This is a genomic window from Rhodococcus sp. FW305-130 (assembly GCF_058788335.1).
The window spans coordinates 703289-723804 of sequence record NZ_JBYTAP010000002.1; the positions used below are offsets into that span (position 1 = coordinate 703289).

Here is a 20516-nt window from a genome sequence, read left to right on the forward strand (position 1 = left end):
GGTGTCAGATCTTGGCGAGCGTTTTACGATGAAACAATTCGAGGCTCACCATGGATTTCATCAGGCCGTCGAGGGTTCGCGCATCCCATCCAGTCAGATGCTGCCAGCGGTCGAGTCGATAGGTGACAGAGTTCGCATGTAGGTGGATGTCACGGGCGGCGGCGCTGACAGAGAACCCGCTTCGCGCGAAGGCGCGGACGGCGTCCATCAGATGTGAGTGCTCTTCGGCCACAGATGCCCCGGCCTGTAGAAGCGGCAGCAGCTCGTCCTGGTGGGTGGCAAGAGTGGCGATGAGCCATTCGTCGGCAAAACTGACCGTCGTGCCCGGCGCTGTCGCCAACTGCAATGTGCGCTCGGCGTCGGTGATGCTTTGAGCTGCGCCGACGAGCCCGCCCCGGGGCATCCCGATACCTAGTGACGTTCGTGGATGATCTCGCATGATTGCGTGGATGACTTCGGTTGGTTCGCCCTGACACATCACGATTACTCGGGAGCCATGTCGACTGCAATGCGCGACAACATGCACGGAATCCAGGGTTCGTTGCAGGTGTTCGACTTGTGCTTCTGACCATTCGTCCTCGACGGCCGACAGTGCTTGGAACGATTTCTGTGTATCGAATCCGAGGGTTTGTGCCAGCTCTCGGGCGTTGCTCAGTTCCATATCCGTTGCACTGTGCAGTGTTTCGAAGAATCGGTATCGAACGCCGGCGCGGATGGCCTGCTCGCTGCGCGTTGCCTCGGAGTGTCCGACTGCGACTGCGCTCGTCGCGGCGTGAACGAGGTCCCAGAGTTTGCCGCCTGCTTGCAGCAGCTCGTGTGTTGGTTTCGTGGACCGCTGGACCATCGTGTCCCAGAGCTCACGAGATGCAATGTGATAGGTCTCGATGACATCGGAGAGGGGGAGCCCTTGCATCGCGCGACGGCGCCCGAGTTCGCGGTTTCGGTCGGTGTCTTCTGTGGTGATCGTTTCGTTCTCGGCGACGGCACACAGCATTGCGGACAACTGTTTGCGGATGTAGTTGCCTTGCTCGGCCACTGGTACCGCGGAGTAGGCCGGGAGTTCGCTGCGAATCTGTTGTACCGCGCGCTCGGTGAGCGCTTCGAGTTCGTCGGAAACCTCGCGACACAACCGTCGGATCGTGTCTTCTTCTTCGACGTCGATTACGTCCACGGGGTTACTCCTTTGTGCGTGCTTGGTCTTGCGTCCCGTGAATTTCACGAACGAGCGTCGTGGATTCCGGGGTTCACCCATGGTCCCGCCATAGTGACGGGAGGCACACTCAACGCTAGACCGGACGACGATTCGACGGCAAAACGCCCCTCGCCTCATCTGCTCCGGATCGATCAACGGCTAAGGAGCCACAATCATGTCCAACGAGGCGAAGAGTGCCTTGCTCGCAATCGGAGTTCCGTTCGTCGGGGTGCTGGGCGGGATAGTTGCGCTCTCCGGATCCGAACTGACTGTTCTCGGATTTCCCATTTTGTTCGCGTGGCTTTTCCTGTGGATGCCGCTGACCTCGTTGTGTCTCCACTTGGCATGGAAGTTCTTTGACCGCAAGGACTTCGAGGAAGCGGAACGAAACGAACTGGCTCAGGCCAAGACCGAGATCGGGGATCCGACATGATCGCTGCAACATTTACGCTCGTGCTACTCCTCGCGCTCGGCGCCGGAGTGCTTTCACGCCGTGGAAGCAAAAAAGAGATCTCCGACTACCTGGTGGGCGGGCGATCTTTCGGTCCCGTGCTGGTTTTCATCCTGGGAGCAGGTGAGGCCTACAGCATCGGCACGCTCATCGGATTTCCCGGGGGTGTGTACGCCCACGGGGCAAGCTACGGCGTCTGGTTCATCGGATACATCTTGCTTGCCTACCCGATCGGATACTTCTTTGCGCCCTATCTCTGGCGGGCAGGCAAGCGGTATAACGCGATGACTCTGCCCGATGTGGCAGGGCGGCACTTTCGGTCGCGCGGGTTGGAACTGACAATCGCGATTGCCTCGGTAGTCTTCCTCATTCCCTGGGGGCAGTTGCAGCTTGCCGGCCTCCAGGTCGCACTGAGCGGACTTGGCATCACCATCAACCCGACGGTGGCGGTTTTTGTCGGCGCTGCGCTTGCTCTGCTCTTCCTCCTGCTTTCGGGTGTGCGTGCACCGGCGTTCGTGTCTTACGTCAAGGACGCAGCTCTGCTGTTGGGAGCGATCCTGATCGGACTGGCCGCCACGGCCAAATCGGGCGGTATCACGAAGCTCTTTGCCGATGCGGCATCCCATGGGGCCGGGCAGGCCTCGCAATCCACCGTCACCGGTTCGTCGCTGACCTTCGTTCTCACCACAATTGTGTTCCAGTCACTCGGTTTTTTCGTTTTCCCCTTCATCGTGCAAGCGGTGCTATCGGCGAAGTCCGAGGCAACCCTCAAGCGAGTCGCCCGATTCAACCCGCTGTACATGCTCATGTATCCCTTCCTCGTCGCTGCTGCCTTCGGCGCAATTTCATTGCTGCCCAACAAACTCGAGGGCGCAGAGTCCAATGAGGTGCTCCTGCAACTGTCCCGTCTCGTGCTCCCGGACTGGCTGACCGGAGTGGTGGCGGGTGGTGCGGCACTGTGCGCGATCGTTGTTCTGTGTGGTTCGGCGCTGGGAATCGGCTCGATCGTCTCGCGAAACATCGTTCCGGGAATACCCGAATCACGTCAGAGAGTGTGGGTGCGCGGGGTCATCGTCGCCTACCTCGGCCTCTCGCTGATCCTCACCCTCGCCGCACCCCAATTGCTGCTGACGCTGGTGAATACCGCGTATTACGGGGTGACCCAGGCCGTGGTGGTATTCGCGACGATGATCTTCGGATGGAAGCTGCGACCGGCAGCGCTCGCGATGGGCGTGGTGCTCGGCGACGTGGTGGTGCTCTGGCTTTACCTCGACACACACGGCACGGTATCGATGTGGTTGGCGGATCAAGGCATAAACATCGGTGCCGCAGCCCTCGTTCTGAACGTGGTGTTCGTGTCCGCTACACGGGTGATGTGGCCTCCTGTCGAAGCGGTTTCGGGCCTCCGTGCAGAAAATCGATCGGCACCAGTGCCTTACCCCGCAGCCCCGACCGCGAAGGCGGATATCTGATGACCCGGACACTACTCACCGCAGATGCAATCCTCACCCAAGACATGGCGTCACCCCAGGTAGAGGCGCTCGTCCTTGACGGAGGCCTGGTTGTCGCCACCGGAAGTCGAAAGGACATGGTGGAGCACGCCGGACCGGAAACTCGTCGGCTCGATCTGGCTGGCGCAACTGTGATCCCGGGGCTGATCGAGTCGCACATTCACCCGACCTACGCCGGCTTGACTGACGGATGGGCTGATTGCCGGACGCCACCGTGCGCCTCGATCACGGATATCCAAGGGGCTCTGCGGAACTCCACTCCCACTCACGGCTGGATACGCGGATGGGGGTATGACGACACACAAATTCGAGAAGGTCGCCATCTCACACGCGATGACCTCGACGCAGTCTGTACTGACCGCCCGATCATCGTTCTGCACATCTCGGGGCACTTTGCGGTGGCAAACACTGCTGCGCTTGCAACTGCAGGCATCGACGAATCGACGGTGGATCCCGGGGACTCGCAGTTTCCGCGCGGGGCGGACGGGAGGCTCACAGGGATGGCCTGGGAAATCGATGCCGTAGCGCGGTTGAGCGCCGCGATACCCGACCTGACACAGGTAGAGGTGCAGACCGCGTTGCTGCGTAGCTTGACACTGGCGCGTTCGCGAGGAATCACGACTGTGCACGATCTAGGGGTCGGCCTGTCGGCGGGTATGCAGGAGCTGGCCGCCTATCGTGCCCTGGATATTACGGGCGAGATACCTGTGCACACGGTTGGCTTCCTTCGGGGTGATCTCGCGATCGCAGAACTGGAGGAAGGGAACATTGCTTTCACGGCTGTACCGGCCCCAGGGTCACGCTTCCGCTTGGCCGGCGCCAAATTCTGGGCGGATGGGTCCATTCAAGGGTTGTCAGCAGCCTTGCGGACCCCGTATACCTGCAGCCCGAACCATCACGGTGATTTGCTCTATCCGCAGGAGCAACTCGACGACATGGTTCTCCAGGTGCACCGCGAGGGAGGTCAGGTCGCGGTGCACGCCAACGGCGACGCGGCCGTAGCCGCCGCCATCGCGGCGCTGCGCAAGGCGCATCGCAGTGACGGACGTCGAGCGCGGCACCGTATCGAGCATTGCCAGGTGAGTGGGCCTGCGGATCTCGAGGCGATACGTGATGCGGAGATCGGGGTGAGCTTTTTCGTCAACCATGTCTTTCATTGGGGCGATCGTCACCGTGACCGTTTCCTCGGTCCTGAGAGAGCCGGCAACCTGGACCCGCTGGCGTGCGCCGATGACATCGGATTGAAGTTCGGGCTGCACTCGGATTGCCCGATAACGCCGATGGATCCCCTCCAGACGATTCGGACTGCTGTGAATCGGCTGACCATGGGCGGTGCCGTGCTTGGCTCCCACCAACGGATCGGAGTGCAGCGTGCAGTGCAGGCCATGACTGTGGACAGTGCGTACTTAGTCCATGACGAAGGGCGGGTGGGGATATTGGCGCCGGGTCGTCGTGCGGACCTTGTCGCGCTCGATGGCACTCTTGCTGCTCTCGCAGATGCTTCGTCCGAAATACCCCAGCCTGCACTGGTCATGATCGACGGCCGGTAGCTCGTGAGATTGATTTCGTCCCAACGGATACCAGCTCGATGTCGAGATTTGTGCAGTTGCTCGACAGTGAAGTGGTTCAGTGATGGGCAGTTGCGGGTGGCGCCGCGGCCGCGGTCTGTCGTTCGATCGGGTCCGGCGTGGTCGATGGCACTGGAGTGACGGGCAAGAGTTTCTTCCCGCATGACGGCGGCAATTCGGGCACCTGAACAAATGTCCGGTTTCTGAGGCAAAGTCGGGACGAGGAGCGCGCCACCCTTGTAATCTCGCACGTGAGTTTGCGGGGGCGCGGGGTCGTCCAGCACAGCGAGTGAAGAGGACGACGATGACGACTGCTTACACGCGCCGCCGAGGGGCGCATTCTTTCGGAATCGCCCTCACTGCGCTGTTTACCGTGGTGGCGGCCTTGACCGGTCCCGCACTCGCCTCCGCCTCGAGCGGCGACCCGCAATCGGGTTCGAGCCAGTTCGGATCGTCCGGGGAGCAACCGCCGCTGCCGGAGATCCCACCGCCGTCCGCGGCCGAGATCAGGCTCGACGAGGCGCGGAACTTCCGCGACATCGGCGGCTATCGGACTACCGACGGCAGGACCGTCCGGACAGGCCTGGTGTTCCGTTCCAACAAGCTCAGCTCGCTCAATGAGACTGATCTGGCCAAACTCACCGCCGCGAACCTGACCCTCGACGTCGATCTGCGTAACACCTCCGAACGCACGGAGGATCCCGATCGGATCCCCGCCGGGGTCACCTACCAGGTCGCCGACGTCGTCAGCATCGACCATGGCATCGCGTTCCACGAGTTCGTTCCCCTGACCCTCGGTCGCGCGTTGATCGACGGCGCGGTCAACGGAACCTCGAACATCGGCCAGAGCATCGGCTACCCGTTCATGGTCAACTACCGTGGCTCCGATGTCGCCTTCCATGATCTGCTGACGGCGATCGCGAACAACTCCGACGGCGCAACCGTCTACCACTGCAGCGCCGGGAAGGACCGCACCGGTTGGGGTACCGCGATCCTGCTGACCATCCTCGGTGTCCCGCGTGAGGTCATCAGTGCCGACTTCATGGCGTCGAACACGTACCTGGGCCGGGACGACGCGGTGGACCTGTCGTGGCTCGATGCGGCGTATGCACAGGTGGACCGGCTCTACGGCGGTATGGATACTTACGTACGGGAGGGCCTCGGCGTCGACCAGGGCACTGTCGACTCTCTGCGCGCCAAGCTTCTCCTCTAAGCGGAGCTCCACGCCCGGCTTCTTGCCTACTCGGACCCTCTTCTGTCCCAGTGCGACCTGTGGTTGCGGGAGCGCGCGATTGTGTGGCGCCGCTCCTGGGGTGGGCCCGAGGTTTCTTGGCCGTGTGCGATCACCAAGTGGCGCAAGAACTTGGCTCGCAAGAATCACGCCTGGTCATGGACTCGACGCTGGCCAATTGGTCAGCATCGAATCGAGAGCCTCGAGGATTCTTGCCCAGCTTTCGGCGCTGTCCGGTGCACTGTGGCTGAACGATCCACCCAGCTCGAGGCTGGCGTACCCATGAAAAACGCTGCCGAGCAACCGAACTGCGTGGGTCTGATCGAGATCGGTGAGGTTGTACCCGCGCAGAATCGATCGCATCATCTGCGAGTGTCTGAAGCCCGCGCTCGCTGCTGCGTCCTCCGGGGTGAGGCGCATCTGTGACGCGGCGTACCGGCCGGGGTGTGCCTTCGCGTAGTCGCGATAGACGTTCGCGAAGGCGGTCAAAGCGTCGCGGCCGGACCGACCGGCCACGGCGTCGGCAGCCTGGCCGGCCATCTCTTCCAAAGCGAGCAACGCGATTCTGGTTTTGAGGTCGTTCGAACTTTTCACGTGGGAGTACAGGCTTGCGACCTTGACGTCGAACTGTCTGGCGACTGCCGATACGGTCACCTGCTCGAAGCCGACCTCGTCGGCCAATTCCGCGCCCGCCATCGCGAGGCGGTCGGCTGTGAGTCCTGCGCGAGGCATGTCAATCGGTCCTGTTCGTTGGGAGGGTAAACCACTTGCCTAAAGAGTATAGGCAAATTACTATCAGCAGTAGCAAACTTCCGTAAACGATTTTCAGGTGAATGAAATGCACAGCCAGAGCAGCTGGATTACTACCGAAATTTCCGACGACATCGTGCGCGGAGCCCTCGAAATCGAACGGACCAAACGCGGTGTGCTGACGCACCGCCTACCTGCCAAGGCTCGCACGCAATGCGCTGACGGGCAGATGGCAATGGCGCAATCACAACCGTCCGGAGTGCGGCTAGTATTCCGAACCAGCGCCACGAGCATCGAACTCGATACTCTGCCCACGAAAATGATCTACACCGGCGCGCCGCCGAGGCCGCAAGGGGTGTACGACCTGCTCGTCGACGGCGAACTGGCCGGGCAAGCAAGCGCTACGGGCGGCAATACGGTGACGATCGACATGGCTACCGGTACCGCTCAGAGGCAGTCCGGACCTGTCAGTATCATCCGTTTCGCGGAGCTGCCCGCGCGATCCAAGACCGTCGAGATCTGGTTGCCACACAACGAGACCACCGAACTTGTCGCATTGCGAACCGACGCGCCACTCGAACTCGCGGTTGATACGAAGCGCCGCGTGTGGCTCCATCACGGAAGCTCGATCAGTCAAGGATCCGGCGCTGAAAGTCCCTCCGGCACTTGGCCTGCTCTTGCAGCCTCCGTCGGCGGCGTGGATCTGATCAACCTCGGGTTCAGTGGCAGTGCTCTGCTGGACCAGTACACCGCCCGCGCGATGCGCGACACTTCTGCTGACCTGATCAGCATCAAGATGGGCATCAATCTGGTCAACTCCGACGTGATGCGCCTACGGGCCTTCACATCTGCAATGCACGGCTTCCTCGACACGGTTCGCGACGGGCATCCAGTGGCTCCGCTGTTGGTCGTTTCGCCCGTCTATTGCCCGATCCACGAGGACACACCGGGGCCTGGTGCCTTCGACTTCGACGCTCTTGCCAGAGGCGAAATGCGATTCGTTGCCACCGGAGATCCCGCCGAGCGGGCATCCGGGAAGCTGACGCTGCGCTCGATTCGGGAAGAGTTGGCGCGCATCGTAACCCAGCGGTCAGTCGATGATCCCAATCTGCATTACGTCGACGGGTGTGATCTCTACGGTGCCGCGGAGAACGAAGAGTTGCCGCTTCCCGATCAGCTCCATCCGGACGCTGCAACGCATCGTCTCATCGGCGAACGCTTTGCCCAACGTGTATTCGCAGACGGCGGTGTATTCGCCGGCGAGGTGTAATCGCGCAATCTGATTCGGCTCACACCACCACTCACACCACCACTCACATCACGGTGAGCCGATTCAGCGGGTACTTGCGATCGGACTTACTCTGGTACTTGGCGATTCGGGGCTGGGCGGTGGCCACTTGGTGCCACGCTTGCTCGCGATCGTCGCCTTCGAGTTCGTGAGCTGTGACTGGTACGGCATTTCGGCCGGGCATCTCGATAGACACTCGATCGGGATGCGCCACCACATTCGAGTGCCAGTCCGGGTTTCGACCGCCGCCGCCCGAAGCCACGATCAACAGACCGCCCCTGCCGTCGGACAGGTGCATCAGCGGAGTCTCTCGGGGTTGCCCGCTGCGTCGGCCTACCGTGTGCAAGATGAGGACGTCCATTCCCATGAATGTGCCTTTCCCGCGCCGAATCTTGCGATTCGTGCGGGCGTTCGCGTTCCGCTGCATCCACCGTGACAGTGCGCCGGGACCGCCGGACTTCGGTTCGCAGTGATTCCCGGTGGGATCTCTCGGTGTTGGATCCGTCTGTGCCATGGTCGGCTACCTCCAGTTTGTCGGCGTGAGCGTCGTTTCGACAAACCTATGAGGCTTCCGGGCTCGGTGCTTCTCGATTTCTGATCACTGTGTTTTCCGGTCACTGTGTTTTCTGATCGGAGTTCACACGATTTGACCCTGACGTAGCGTGAGGGCTCACGATGACTTCATGACCGACACCTACCCTGCATTCGACATCAGCCCAGTCCCTGTCCCTGCGACCGATGCCGTGCCTCCGGAACAGTTCCGAGGTCTCTACGGTATGCCGATGTTCGTGTCTGTTCCGACTTCGGATCTGGCCGAATCGGCAGACTTCTGGATCCGCGGGCTCGGTTTCTTCGACTTCTTTTCGGTGCCTGATCGACTGACGCATCTGCGGCGCTGGGCATTTCAAGACGTTCTGCTCGTGCCCGGCGAGCGAGCAGATTCACCACCGTCCATCAGCGTGAGCTTTGCGTGTGTGCTGAGTCAGATCGACCAGATAGCAAAGGCGTGTGAGGAATTGCGGCCCGGATGCACCAGCGGTCCAGACCTGAAGCCGTGGAATTCACTGGAGTTGGAGATCGTGACACCGGAGAACGCGCGTGTGATCATGACGGCCGCTCGTCCGTACGACCCGAACAGTGCCGAGGCCGAGCATCTGCGAGGTATGGGAATTGACGGACCCGACGACTGAACAGAAGTCTGACGCGGTGGTCTCGCGCGCCGCGTCTGTCAAACTGGATGCCGTGACGGACCAACTCTTCGGAGGCGAGGCAGACAGTGCTCTTACCGTCGGTGCTGCCGCATCTCGGCTGGGCATAACTGTACGTACCCTTCATCATTGGGACGCAATCGGTTTGGTGTGCCCGTCCGGGCGCAGTGACGGTGGCTACCGGCTGTACACCGACGCCGACCTCGGCCGAATTGGTCGCGTACTTGTCTACCGCGACGTGGGCTTGTCGCTCGACGAGATCGGGATACTGCTCGAATCGCCGGCAGCCCACGTGGACGAAACACTGCGCGGGCAGCGCGCCGAGTTGCGACAACGGATTGCCGACTTGGAGCAACGGGGCGAGTCCTTGGATCGCATCATCGATGCCAGGAAGTTCGGTGTGCTGTTGCCGGCAGACGAGCAGGTGTCGATCTTCGGCCGTCACTGGCAGCCGTCATGGGGACCGGAGGCGCACGAGCGTTGGGGTGACAGTGCGCAGTGGGCGCAGCACGCGGAACGGTCGGCAGGTAGGACCGCTGAGGATTGGCAGAAGATCGCCGACTGCGTCGAGACGCTCAACGAACATCTGGCGCTGGCGTGCCGCGCGGGTGTCGAACCGGGAAGCGCCGAGGCGAATTCGCTGGCAGAACGCCACCGAGCGTCGATCGGGGTCTATTTCGACTGCACACATTCGATGCAGGTGTGTCTGGGACGGATGTACGTGGCCGATCCGGGATTCTCCGAGTTCTACGATGCGCTGTTCTACGAGACGGTCGAGGCCGGTCTGACCGCGTGGCTCCGCGCTGTCATCGATGCGAACGCTCTGGCCCATGGAGTTGTCCCCGAATCGGCGACATGGGTGTGAGTGAGCTGGTGGTCGCTCGTCAGTCCAAAGACGCGCAGGCAGTGCACCACGGTCGGCCGTCGACCCCGGGGGCACGATGGGGTACTGCGATGCGCGCGGCCAAGATGCAGCTTTCGTTGTCGTGATAGACGTCGAGGTCCGAAGGTTCCGTCGAGTGGAACGCCGGGACCTTCATGTCTACCTCCGTTGTCACTCGCCAGAGAGTTGGCTCGTTGCGGTAATCCTCCCACCCCAGCGATCATCTCGCCTGTCGGAAGAATTAGGAGTCCAGGCAGGGGCCGACACGGGCTGTCCTCGCCGCGCGATCATGGAGCCGCACAGCGGTTTACAGGTGTGAGAGCCTGATCACCCTTCCGGCCGAACCGATGCGCACTGCGCGCGCGGTGTGATCTTCGACGGCGCTCACCGCAGAGAATCGCACAGGGATAGGCTGGACGAATGCGTGGAGAGTACAAGGTTCCTGGTGGAAAACTGGTCGCGGTCGACGTCGAGGTGGCGGACGGTCGGCTGGCCGAAGTCGCAGTCTCGGGGGACTTCTTCCTCGAGCCCGACAGTGCGCTCGACGACATCAACGCGGCGTTGCGCGGAATGCCCGCCGACTCGGATGCAGAACAGTTGGCACAAGCTATCTCCAGTGCGCTCGACGAGTCCGTCTCGATGATCGGCTTCACGCCGCAGTCGGTCGGTATTGCGATCCGGCGCGCACTCGGTCACGCCACGAGTTGGGCGGATCACACGTTCGACCTCATCCCACCGGTGGTTCTGGACCCAGCGATGCACGTCGCGCTGGACGAGGTCATCGCGCGTGAGGTGGCATCGGGTGAGCGTCCGCCGACACTGCGATTCTGGGACTGGGACTCGCCCTTGGTGGTGATCGGATCGTTCCAATCCGTGCGTAACGAGGTCGACTCCGAGGCTGCTGCGCGGCACGGCATCGGCGTGGTGCGCCGAATCTCCGGTGGCGGCGCGATGTTCATGGAACCTGGCAACTGCATCACGTACTCGTTGGCAGTACCGGCGTCGTTGGTCGAAGGTTTGAGTTTCGAGCAGTCCTACGCGTTTCTCGATCAGTGGGTGATGGGAGCGCTGGCCGAGGTGGGTATCAACGCTCGGTACGTGCCGCTCAACGACATCGCCTCGGACAAGGGCAAGATAGCCGGCGCCGCTCAGAAGCGATTCGCGTCCGGCACCGTGCTCCATCACGTGACCATGGCCTACGACATCGATGCGGAGAAGATGACGCAGGTGCTGCGAATCGGGCGAGAGAAGATGTCGGACAAGGGAACCAAGAGCGCAGCCAAGCGGGTCGATCCGCTGCGTTCTCAAACCGGAATGACGCGTGCAGCGATCCTGGAGTCGTTTGCGCAGCACTTCCGCGGCCAGTACGACACCCGTGACAGCGACTACACGGACTCGGAGTTGGAGCAGGCGCGCAAGCTGGTGGACACGAAGTTCAGCACCGAAGCGTGGACTCACCGCGTCCCGTGACGCCGTTGTCTCGAGACACCGACAAACCGGGACGAGACCCGAGAGGTCTCGTCCCGGTCGACCTAGCTGGCCGGAGTCGTTGAGTTTGCCCCGAGAAGTTCAGCGTCGTCGACGACGGAGTTCCTCTTCGGAATGGTGAAAGTTGCGCTCACACACAGGATTGCGATGACGAAGCACGCCAGTGTGTACCACAGGTTCCCGATGGGATCTCCAGCGCTGGTGGAACCGTCGACTGCGTCGAAGAAGTCCGGAAGCGCACTCGCCCACAGTACGGCCATGACAACCAGGTACACCACGCTGTAAATCTGGACGAACCTGTTGGTGTGTGCAGGAGCGTTCGATTCTGCCGTGCGCAGGTTTCTCCACTGGCGGACGAGAACCACGATCGCGACCACTGTGAGGACGGCGAGTTCCGCCGCATAGAGGAACCCACGAACGGTGTCACTGCCCATCCCGAAGACCGTCGCCGGGAGCGGGAGAATGAACGTACCCAGCGAGGCCAGCAGGCCGATCACGATGGTGCGCCAAACCAACTGAAGCCCGGAGAAGTGCTTGCCGGCATCGACGTGCCGTCCGACGAAGTACTGGACGCAGAATGCCAACGACATCGGCCACAGAGCGGCGAAGACGACCACGCTGGGGAGTGGAACCGCGTCGAACATGGGTTGGTTGATCGGGTTCGACGTCGACCACTCCCACCACCGCAACTGGGGTCCGAGGTGATCGAAGATTTCGTAGAACGCATGGTGGACGAAGCCGACGCAGACTGCACCCAGCAGGGGACCGTATTTGCGGAAAACGCCGAGCATTCTGACTATTTCGAAGGCCAACGTCGCCATGAGCGGGTAGATGGCAATGATGTACAGCGGCAGTCGACCCCACATGAAGTCGACGGTGAACACGTTGTGCGCGAACATCGTGTCCACTTGTTCTTCGATGCCGAACGCTGCCGGGAAGTACAGCGGAGGCTCGATGATGAACAGGTAGGCGGTGGCGCCGAACCAAAGGACCAGGTTGGTGGGGTCGCCGTTGCGGCGCAGTCGCACGATCGCCAAGACCAGTGCGAGTACCGAGCCGACGATGATCGTCCATTCGAGTACGGGCAGGGTCCAGTTCTCGAGGGCCGCCGGGTTACGGAACTCGACGAGTCCACCTGCTTCCTGACAGGAGAAACCGAGTTCTGTTGCCAGTTGGGCAAACGTGGGGGAGCAGTGCTCTGCCATCAGTTGGCCCCTGACGTGATTGACTCTTGTGCCTGAGATTCGGCGGTGTACCAGCGTGTGCAGTCGTAGCCGTCGTCGTAACGCTTGAACCACTGGTCGGCCAGTGCGGGGAGCTTCTCGTGGTCCGGGTTGTGATTGGGCATCTGGCTGCGGAAGACACCGCCGAGCGCGACGAGTTGTTCGCCGAGTTGTAGGTGATCGAAGGCGCGGGGCATGGTGCCCTTGGTCAGGTAGGGCGCAAACGACGTCAGAATCTTCTGCTTGGTGCGGTGCATGGCGAACATCGACAGTGAGTCGACTTGCCGTTCGGAGAGTGGAACGTGCTGGTTGAACCCTGCACAGGCGATGCGAATCACCTTCATGACGTGCGCGAAGATCGACGGCGCCATTCGCATCCGGTAAAGCTCGCTTCCGACAACGGAATTGAAGATGATCAGTGCCGAGCTGCGATGCTCGACCTCCTCGACGAAGTGCCAGATGAACAGCGACGCGACGCGGTCGTCTCCCGGACGGAACAAGGTCGCCTCGTTGTCGAGCATCAGTTTGAACACCGGTGTGAAGGTCGCCTCCAGATCTGCGGTGTACGCGAGCCGGTAGTTCAACGAGGTCGCCTCGGTGAGTAGATCGAATTCACCGATCACGGCGTCGAGTGTGTTCTGCAGTCCGGGGTATCGCCTGATCAGAGCTTTCACATGTTGGCGGTGGGCGGTCGAGTGGTGGCCTTCTTGACGCATGAATGCCACGGCTTCCTCGGCGACCTCCGGATCGCTGATCCGCGACTTGGTTTGCATGATCATCTTCACGATCATCTTTTCGAAACCGATGGCCAGGAACGAGACCGCGTTGGACATGCTCGACCAGGCCGGATTCTCCGGGTTCCACAGGAAGGGAACGTCATGATCCTCGAATCCGAAATCCATCTTTCGGGGCTGAAGGTTGGTCACTTGTCGAACCTCGTCTTTCGGAGGGGCTGGTCAGGTGGCCGCTCTGGCACTCGAAGCCACGTGTGGCAGTAATCATACATATTGGTGTGCAGTTGTATGTTCACTTTTCGATGACGAACGTGAATTCGAGGGACGCAGATGTAAAACCTGCCTGTGTTAGCCTGTGGCTCTTGGACTTCGAGCGCAAAGACATGGTTCGAGCCTCGTTCGAGCGAGGAAGTGGGCAGTGGCACGAAGGCGTGGGTGGGGCGGCAATCCACCGGACAACGACGAAGATGCGTCTCGTCGAATTGTCGAGGCCGCGGTCGAGCTGATCGGACGGACGAGTTCGGAAATCAGCATCGGCGACGTCGCGGAGTCACTGGGCGTGATCCGGCAGACCGTGTATCGATACTTCCCCAGCGCCGACGCTCTGATGCGGGCAGCGGCGATCGCGTCGGTGGACGGTTACCTCGATCGACTCACCACACACGTGAGCGGCATCGAAGATCCCGTCGAGGCGATGACCGAGGGTGTTCTCTACACACTGACTCAGGTCCACCGAACACCGCATCTCGGCATCCTTCTCACAAGCACGAATACGAGTCTGCACCCGGAGGGTCTGACCTCTCAGGAGGCGCAAGCCTTCGGAATGGCGATGATCAACCGCTTCGACGTGGACTGGGTGCATTACGGCTACGACGACGCGTCACTTCAGGAACTGGTCGAATACGTCCTGCGGACGATGCAGTCGTTTTTCCTCGCGCCTGGCGACCCACCGCGGAGCGATGAGGAACTGCGGCGATACCTACGGCGCTGGATGGGTTCTGCGATCATCGCCCAGGCAAATTCTGTCAGCGATGACTCGATCAGCGCAGAACTATCGTCAAAGCAACGGCACTGACGCACGCGGCGATGACGACGGTCAGTGCGAACAGGTCGGCGAGCTGAGGGCGCTTGGGGTACGCCGCAATCAGTCCAGTGCCCCCGCGAGCGGAGATTGCTTCGCCCATTTCGGCAGACCGCCGAATTGCCACGGACATGGTGGTGGTGATCAGGTCGACTATCGAATTGTCGGCCGCGCTGTTCACCACAGCTTTCGGGCGCAGTCGTCGCGCCGCTACCAGGGTGAGCATCTCGTCGATCAACAGCGGAAGTGAACGAATGCAGAGGGCGGTCGCGATGGCCCACTCGTCGACCGGGATCTTGAATATTCGCAGCGGTCTACCGAGCGTTGCCAGTGCCGGCGCCACGTCGCTCATCGACGTGGTCCACGCCAACATCAGTGAGACGCAGAGTAATACAAGACCGAACGTCACAGCTTGCAGGTAGATGAACACCGCGTCGAGGCCGATCGGAAGGTTGATCAACGCGCCGAGCAGGATCAGCGCCCACAACCACCACGGAGGTCGGGGAACTGCAGTCGGGGGGATACGTCCGATCACCGCGGTCAGCAACAACAATCCGAGTACGACGCCGATCGCCGGCCAGGACGGCGCGGCCACGACCACGATGCTGACGAGAACGACGGCAACGATCTTCGTTCCGGCCCACAATCGGTGGATCGGCGATGAAGTTGGGACTTCGCGCAGAAGTGTTGTCACGTCGTCGATCCTTCCAAGGCGCTGCTGGCGGCAGGGTCGAGGATGCGACCCTGCGACAGTCGAATTGTTCTGCTGCAGACGGCGTCCATGCCGTCGACATCGTGGGAGATGACTACTACTGCGGTTCCGTTCCGACGAATCCACCTGAGTACGTTCAGGATTTCGTGTCGGCCGGGTGGATCGAGACCGGCCAATGGTTCGTCGAGGATGAGTACGCGGGGTTGGCGGACGAGGAGACCGGCCAGTACGACGCGTCGCATCTGTCCGCCGCTCAACTCGTCGATACTGCGGCCGGCGATGTGACGGTCGAGTCCGACGGCGTCGAGCGCCCAGGAGACTTGCACCGATCCGATCTCCGGACCACCGGCGGCCTCGATGTCTTCGGCGACGGTTCGGCGTTGCAGCTGCAGCCTCGAGTGTTGGAACGTCAGACCGACAGTGCCGAGCTGACGCGAGACGGGTTTGCCGTCGAAGACCGCGGTTCCCCGGCTCGGTGCGATCAAGCCCGCCATGATCCAGGCCAGGGTCGATTTACCGGAACCGTTGCCGCCCAGGACCAGTAGCCCGTCCCCGTCGCCGATGGTCAGATTCACGTCCGAGAGTGCGCGCCGCGACCACGGAGTCCGGTCGTTGTAGGTGTGGGTGACATCGGTGAGTTGGAGGACAGTTCGAGTGCCGGCCGGCCACGGCGCAGACGGCGGACCCGCGAACGTCGACGTCATCCAACCGGGTTGGTGATCGATTTGCCGTCCGCGTTGTAGTTGAATCACCCGATCTGCGTTGCGGGTGTCGGCGTGGTGATGGGTGACCAGAACCACGGCCATCGGATGGCGCCGGGGCAGTTCGGCGAGGAGCGAGACCAATTCCTCCCGGCCGGCCTGATCGACCATCGCGGTGGCTTCGTCCGCGATCAGCAGAGCGGGGCGCCGCGCCAGCGCGGCAGCAACCGCCAGACGTTGCATCTCGCCGCCGGACAGCCCTGAGGTCTCGCGCATGCCCATGCCCGCGAGTCCCACCTCGGCCAGCAGTGCATCGACGTCGGGATGCGACTCGGGCGGAAGCCCCCAGACGACGTCATCGGCGACGCGGGTTCCGAGGATCTGGCTCTCGGGACGTTGGAGGACGACGGCGGTTCCGCCGTGTCGACCGAGACCGGCGGACCCGGGCCTCGTCAGGGTCCCAACGGTCGGTGCGCGACCGGCGAGCAACCGGGTGAGTGTGGACTTGCCCGAGCCGTTGTGGCCGACGACGGTGACGAACTCTCCTCGTCGAACCGTGAAGTTGACGTCGACGAGCGCCGGCGTCGATGCGCCCGGATAGGTGAAGCCCACGTGATCGAAAGTGACCGGTAGCGGATCGATCGGACGGTCGTCGGGTGCTGTCTGGAGCGGGTCGGCCGAGGGGAGTGCAGCCAATCGATCGAGGACGGCACCGAGGACAAAATAGGAGACGACGGTGCTGAGGACGATTCCGGAGATGATCGACACGCCGATCCACAACCACCAGTAGTCGATGATCGAGCCGATGCTGTTCTCGATCCATTCGGCTGCGCCGACCAGCGTCGGGGCACGCTTCAAGATTGCGGCCACGCCAAGCGCGGTGTTCTCCAGCGAGGTCAACAACAAGGTGCGCAGGGGCGCGAGAACAAGCAACAGGACTATGGAGAACAACGCCAGCGCGGGTCCGATGACAAGGGACGACAGCAACGCGGAGACGAAGCCGAGACCGCGCCGCTTGACCGTACCGATGATTCCGCCGAGGAGAGCGCTCAGCGCGACCGCCGCCGCAGATCCCGAACCCGCTGCGACGAAAGCGACCGCAGTAGCCGAGACGCCGGCCGTCATCACGGCGCGGACTCGAAAGCGCTGGGCAACAATTCCCATCGGAACGGCGGCCACGAGGTTGAGGGCGCTGGCCATGGGGATGACCGTGGCAATGACGGACAACGCGACCGTGAATCCGGCCATGACGGCACCCGTTGCCAACTCGAGTGGTCGAAGGTTGCCGGTTTCGCGGACTTGCGGACGGTTGCTCACTACGTCCAGTGTGCCAGTGGTGACATAACTCCTGCCCGACTGATGGTGAGCGCATCGGCACGATTGCGTAGGCTTCACCTCAAACAATGCATCGGACGGAGCGTGGAAGACGTGAGTGCAGCACCCATCAGGGTCGGGGTTCTGGGAGCCAAGGGCAAGGTCGGTCGAGCGATCTGCGAGGCAGTGGAAGCTGCTCCCGATCTGGAACTTGTCGCTCAGGTCGATACCGGTGATCGCATCGAGACGTTCGTCGACACCCGCACTCAGGTAGTCGTCGATTTCACGCACCCCGACGTCGTCATGGGAAATCTGGAATTCCTCGTGGCCAACGGAATTCACGCCGTAATCGGCACCACCGGTTTCGACGAGTCCAGGCTTGCGACTGTGCAGTCCTGGCTCGACGAGCAGCCTGCAACGGGTGTTCTGATCGCCCCGAACTTCGCCATCGGTGCTGTGTTGTTGATGCGCTTCTCGGCTGCCGCGGCGCGCTTCTTCGATTCCGTCGAGGTCATCGAACTTCACCACCCCAACAAGGCAGATGCTCCCTCGGGCACCGCGTACCGAACGGCCGCCATGATCGCCGAGGCTCGCGCGGAAGCAGGCGTCGGACGCAGCCCAGACGCCACCACGACCGAGCTCGAGGGTGCGCGCGGAGCCGACGTCGACGGAGTCCGGGTTCACTCCGTGCGGATGGCCGGACTGGTCGCGCATCAGGAAGTGATTCTCGGAACTCAGGGCGAGACGCTGACCATTCGCCACGACTCGATCGACCGGAATTCGTTCGCGCCGGGCGTTCTGCTCGGTGTCCGCCAGATCGGGTCACGTCCGGGCCTGACGGTCGGTATCGATTCCTTCCTCGATCTATGAACAAGACCACCCGCACCCTCGCGCTGATCGTTGCGATCTGTATCGCGCTCGCGGTGTACTTCGTATTGCTCGGCCAGCGCGGAATCCAGCTCATCCAAGACGGAGGCGGCGCCGCGATCGGTCTCGGGATCGGCGTGCTGATCCTGCCGTTCCTGGGGCTGTGGCTCGTCATCGCCACCCTTCGTGCCGGCTTCACACACCAACGCCTCGCGCAGCAGATTCACGACGAGGGCCTCGCTGTCGATGCGTCTTCACTTCCGAAATTGCCTTCGGGCCGGATCGAGCGGGCGGCTGCCGACGAGTTGTTCGCTCAGATCAAGGTCGACTGGGAAGCAGACCCGGACAACTGGAAGCAGAACTTCCGACTCGCTCGCGCCTACGACTATGCCGGTGACCGAAGCCGGGCGCGGGAAACCATGCGCCGCGCAGTGGAACTGGAACGTCGGTCGCGAGGCAAGTAGTTTCTCCCTGCTGTGAACAGGGGTCTGCTGGGATGCTACCGCTCCGGAACTGTTGCGGGAGAAGACGGATCCGGAGTGGTGGGGTCGAATGGCGGCGGGTTGTTCGGGTCGAAGCTAGTCATCGGCACCGAACACGTCGCGCCCACTTCGGGATACGTGTTCGGGTTGACTCGTAGCGCCGAGACGAATTGATCGATGCGAGCGTCCTCAGCGTTGTCGAGTTTGAGTTGACGGCCCCAGGACTGCAGCGAGATCGGCGAATCCAGGGTCGGATACGGCGACATCAAGGTGTAGCTCATGCCTTCGACTCGCTGTGCCAAGCGCGCCTGATCCTCACTCGAGACCAGGTCGGGGTTGTACGTGATCCACACTGCCCCGTGCTCGAGGGAATGGACCGCATTCTCGGTTCGAATGGCTTGCGGGTAGACAACTCCGGTGCAGTTTGCCCAGACCGAATCATGGCGACCACCGAAGGGCGGTGAATGTGTGTACGCCACACGTTCGTTCGGCCGTACGTGTTGAGCTGCCGGGTAGTCGACCGTGACAACTCCGTCGATGGATTCGGACGGATCCGGATTGTCGACGCTCGGAACAAACGCATCCGGTCGAGGTGTTCCTTCGAGAGAATTCGCGCACGAAGCCAGCGCGAGAACTGTCGAGATCGCCACTGTTGCTCGAAGTTGTTTGTTCACTCGGCCATGATAGCGGCGCCTGTCCGCTTTCCCGAGACGTGAATCGACTACGACCCGAGTGAGCTTGCGGTTCCGCCCGAGAGCGCGATGTCACTGGCGCCTCGAAGAATTCGGAGCGGAGGCAGCGGCCCTTGGTATGCCTCGGAGCCACTGATCAGATCACCGGCCGCGTCGAACGCGATCGCTTCACCTTGTGGCTCGTCGGGAAGGGGCACACGAATCGGCGTGGTGGTCAAGGCTTTCGCGACATCACCGTCGGGCGCTGTGTAGAGGTAGACATCGGTGTAGGTGCGCAGCGCTACCACCGTGCCGTCTTTGCTCACGGCGCCTCCGGTGACAGCCATCGTTCCGGCATGGGGGACCGGTCCACCGGAAGTGAGGGTGGGAGTAAATCTGAGCTGACCTACCTTGGCCAACATGGTCGGCGACGCCGTACTCAGATCCTGAACCTGCTGTCGTTCAGCGGTTGTGTAGACCACGCTTGCGCCCAGGTAATCCTTGGTGACGATGACGGGAAGCCCGTTGCTCTGGATCAGCAGTGTCTCGGCATCGTGCGCCCCGTCCGGATAAACCAGGGGGTAGGAGGTCGCGGCACCTGAAGTCGGATCGAGTTCGATCAGCCCGATCGACGTTCGTACCGCGTTGTTGTCGCCGATGTCTGCCAGCCACAGGTGGCCGTCGGGAGTCGACGAGAGATCCTCGACATCGACACGAGGGGTGCCCACGTTGATCCAGCGCTGAACGTGGCAGTTCGAATCGAGTTCGGCGACTCGATCATCGGAGCCGCTGTCGCCGATTGCGTATATCCCGGCCGCGGTGACGGTGAGTCCGGACAGCTCGGAAAGGCCTTCATCGGTGGGTGTGCACAGTACGTCGAAGACGCGCGGGGCCTGTTGCGCCGCCGCCGGAACAGTGTGAACGCCGACGACTGCGGCGGCGAGAAGAACCGATCCGGCAGCCGCAGCGACTGAATGGGCGAGCGGGCGATTCCACATCACGATGCAGTCCTCCGGGCCGAAGAATCGGGACTTAGTACCCAGAGAATACTGGACGTCCGTCTCACTTTGTCCGAATTTCAAGAAATCGCGCTTGCCGAGACGTCGTGATGCGTCAGTGGTTCGCTGAGTGAATGTTGGTGCAGGAGGGGATACTCGACTC

At 61.9% G+C, this 20516-nt stretch carries 21 protein-coding genes; 11 read left to right on the forward strand and 10 right to left on the reverse strand.

What is annotated here, in order from left to right; genetic code table 11:
• Nucleotides 1–4 precede the first annotated feature (4 nt).
• Nucleotides 5–1171 carry a PucR family transcriptional regulator gene (locus AC3WQS_RS09475; protein WP_046379890.1) on the reverse strand — a complete coding sequence of 389 codons (1167 nt, stop codon included), beginning with the start codon at nucleotides 1169–1171 and terminating at the stop codon, nucleotides 5–7.
• 196 nt (nucleotides 1172–1367) lie between these two features.
• On the opposite strand from AC3WQS_RS09475, the gene AC3WQS_RS09480 reads away from it, so the two are divergent.
• The 4 genes from AC3WQS_RS09480 (at nucleotide 1368) to AC3WQS_RS09495 (ending at nucleotide 5935) form a co-directional block, all read left to right on the forward strand.
• Nucleotides 1368–1625 (forward strand): DUF3311 domain-containing protein, encoded by a 258-nt coding sequence (locus tag AC3WQS_RS09480; RefSeq protein ID WP_019748101.1) that lies wholly within the window; start codon nucleotides 1368–1370, stop codon nucleotides 1623–1625.
• The gene (locus AC3WQS_RS09485) at nucleotides 1622–3115 is read left to right on the forward strand and encodes a sodium:solute symporter family protein (RefSeq protein ID WP_021333546.1); all 1494 of its coding nucleotides are present in this window, start codon (nucleotides 1622–1624) and stop codon (nucleotides 3113–3115) included. The genes AC3WQS_RS09480 and AC3WQS_RS09485 overlap by 4 nt, the downstream gene beginning before the upstream one ends.
• Nucleotides 3115–4704 (forward strand): amidohydrolase, encoded by a 1590-nt coding sequence (locus AC3WQS_RS09490; protein WP_046378439.1) that lies wholly within the window; start codon nucleotides 3115–3117, stop codon nucleotides 4702–4704. The genes AC3WQS_RS09485 and AC3WQS_RS09490 overlap by 1 nt, the downstream gene beginning before the upstream one ends.
• A gap of 322 nt (nucleotides 4705–5026) precedes the next feature.
• A complete protein-coding gene (locus AC3WQS_RS09495; protein ID WP_046378440.1) occupies nucleotides 5027–5935 on the forward strand; it encodes a tyrosine-protein phosphatase in 909 nt (302 codons plus the stop codon).
• A 174-nt stretch (nucleotides 5936–6109) separates the two neighbouring features.
• On the opposite strand, the gene AC3WQS_RS09500 is transcribed toward AC3WQS_RS09495, so the two are convergent.
• Complete coding sequence (locus tag AC3WQS_RS09500; protein WP_446695991.1) at nucleotides 6110–6685, reverse strand: TetR/AcrR family transcriptional regulator; 576 nt, start codon at nucleotides 6683–6685, stop codon at nucleotides 6110–6112.
• Nucleotides 6686–6791: 106 nt separating this feature from the next.
• Here AC3WQS_RS09500 and AC3WQS_RS09505 point away from each other — a divergent pair, with 106 nt between their 5' ends.
• Nucleotides 6792–7973: a GDSL-type esterase/lipase family protein gene (locus tag AC3WQS_RS09505; protein ID WP_492712478.1), complete on the forward strand. Its 1182-nt coding sequence runs from the start codon at nucleotides 6792–6794 to the stop codon at nucleotides 7971–7973.
• Between the two features lie 43 nt (nucleotides 7974–8016).
• On the opposite strand, the gene AC3WQS_RS09510 is transcribed toward AC3WQS_RS09505, so the two are convergent.
• Nucleotides 8017–8505, reverse strand: coding sequence for a nitroreductase family deazaflavin-dependent oxidoreductase (locus AC3WQS_RS09510; RefSeq protein WP_492712477.1), 489 nt, complete (start codon nucleotides 8503–8505; stop codon nucleotides 8017–8019).
• 169 nt (nucleotides 8506–8674) lie between these two features.
• On the opposite strand from AC3WQS_RS09510, the gene AC3WQS_RS09515 reads away from it, so the two are divergent.
• The gene (locus tag AC3WQS_RS09515; RefSeq protein ID WP_195791202.1) at nucleotides 8675–9181 is read left to right on the forward strand and encodes a VOC family protein; all 507 of its coding nucleotides are present in this window, start codon (nucleotides 8675–8677) and stop codon (nucleotides 9179–9181) included.
• A 52-nt stretch (nucleotides 9182–9233) separates the two neighbouring features.
• The gene (locus AC3WQS_RS09520) at nucleotides 9234–10064 is read left to right on the forward strand and encodes a MerR family transcriptional regulator (RefSeq protein ID WP_070385307.1); all 831 of its coding nucleotides are present in this window, start codon (nucleotides 9234–9236) and stop codon (nucleotides 10062–10064) included.
• 19 nt (nucleotides 10065–10083) lie between these two features.
• On the opposite strand, the gene AC3WQS_RS09525 is transcribed toward AC3WQS_RS09520, so the two are convergent.
• Nucleotides 10084–10257, reverse strand: coding sequence for a hypothetical protein (locus tag AC3WQS_RS09525; RefSeq protein ID WP_155404261.1), 174 nt, complete (start codon nucleotides 10255–10257; stop codon nucleotides 10084–10086).
• Between the two features lie 245 nt (nucleotides 10258–10502).
• Between AC3WQS_RS09525 and lplAB the strand changes: the two genes are divergently transcribed.
• Nucleotides 10503–11552 carry a lipoate-protein ligase LplAB gene (lplAB, locus tag AC3WQS_RS09530; protein ID WP_019748138.1) on the forward strand — a complete coding sequence of 350 codons (1050 nt, stop codon included), beginning with the start codon at nucleotides 10503–10505 and terminating at the stop codon, nucleotides 11550–11552.
• A gap of 62 nt (nucleotides 11553–11614) precedes the next feature.
• Here the strand turns inward: lplAB and AC3WQS_RS09535 are convergent, their stop codons facing one another.
• Together AC3WQS_RS09535 and AC3WQS_RS09540 are read right to left on the reverse strand one after the other, a co-directional pair.
• Nucleotides 11615–12775 carry a DUF7802 domain-containing protein gene (locus AC3WQS_RS09535; RefSeq protein WP_021333568.1) on the reverse strand — a complete coding sequence of 387 codons (1161 nt, stop codon included), beginning with the start codon at nucleotides 12773–12775 and terminating at the stop codon, nucleotides 11615–11617.
• Nucleotides 12775–13719, reverse strand: coding sequence for a metal-dependent hydrolase (locus tag AC3WQS_RS09540; RefSeq protein ID WP_029255210.1), 945 nt, complete (start codon nucleotides 13717–13719; stop codon nucleotides 12775–12777). Before AC3WQS_RS09540 ends, AC3WQS_RS09535 begins: the two co-directional genes overlap by 1 nt.
• Before the next feature lie 226 nt (nucleotides 13720–13945).
• Here AC3WQS_RS09540 and AC3WQS_RS09545 point away from each other — a divergent pair, with 226 nt between their 5' ends.
• Nucleotides 13946–14602, forward strand: a complete 657-nt coding sequence (locus tag AC3WQS_RS09545; RefSeq protein WP_195791204.1) for a TetR/AcrR family transcriptional regulator — start codon at nucleotides 13946–13948, stop codon at nucleotides 14600–14602.
• Here AC3WQS_RS09545 and AC3WQS_RS09550 read toward each other — a convergent pair.
• On the reverse strand, nucleotides 14568–15302 hold the full coding sequence (locus tag AC3WQS_RS09550) for an energy-coupling factor transporter transmembrane component T family protein (RefSeq protein ID WP_046378447.1): 735 nt from the start codon (nucleotides 15300–15302) through the stop codon (nucleotides 14568–14570). The two genes, AC3WQS_RS09545 and AC3WQS_RS09550, sit on opposite strands and share 35 nt — an antisense overlap.
• Nucleotides 15299–17338: an ATP-binding cassette domain-containing protein gene (locus tag AC3WQS_RS09555; protein WP_084326598.1), complete on the reverse strand. Its 2040-nt coding sequence runs from the start codon at nucleotides 17336–17338 to the stop codon at nucleotides 15299–15301. The genes AC3WQS_RS09550 and AC3WQS_RS09555 overlap by 4 nt, the downstream gene beginning before the upstream one ends.
• 102 nt (nucleotides 17339–17440) lie before the next feature.
• On the opposite strand from AC3WQS_RS09555, the gene dapB reads away from it, so the two are divergent.
• Together dapB and AC3WQS_RS09565 are read left to right on the forward strand one after the other, a co-directional pair.
• The gene (gene dapB, locus AC3WQS_RS09560) at nucleotides 17441–18205 is read left to right on the forward strand and encodes a 4-hydroxy-tetrahydrodipicolinate reductase (protein WP_019748144.1); all 765 of its coding nucleotides are present in this window, start codon (nucleotides 17441–17443) and stop codon (nucleotides 18203–18205) included.
• The gene (locus AC3WQS_RS09565; RefSeq protein WP_020907483.1) at nucleotides 18202–18666 is read left to right on the forward strand and encodes a hypothetical protein; all 465 of its coding nucleotides are present in this window, start codon (nucleotides 18202–18204) and stop codon (nucleotides 18664–18666) included. Before dapB ends, AC3WQS_RS09565 begins: the two co-directional genes overlap by 4 nt.
• 35 nt (nucleotides 18667–18701) lie before the next feature.
• On the opposite strand, the gene AC3WQS_RS09570 is transcribed toward AC3WQS_RS09565, so the two are convergent.
• The gene (locus AC3WQS_RS09570; RefSeq protein WP_019748146.1) at nucleotides 18702–19358 is read right to left on the reverse strand and encodes a thioredoxin-like domain-containing protein; all 657 of its coding nucleotides are present in this window, start codon (nucleotides 19356–19358) and stop codon (nucleotides 18702–18704) included.
• A 47-nt stretch (nucleotides 19359–19405) separates the two neighbouring features.
• Complete coding sequence (locus tag AC3WQS_RS09575; protein ID WP_492712508.1) at nucleotides 19406–20353, reverse strand: hypothetical protein; 948 nt, start codon at nucleotides 20351–20353, stop codon at nucleotides 19406–19408.
• Nucleotides 20354–20516 lie beyond the last annotated feature (163 nt).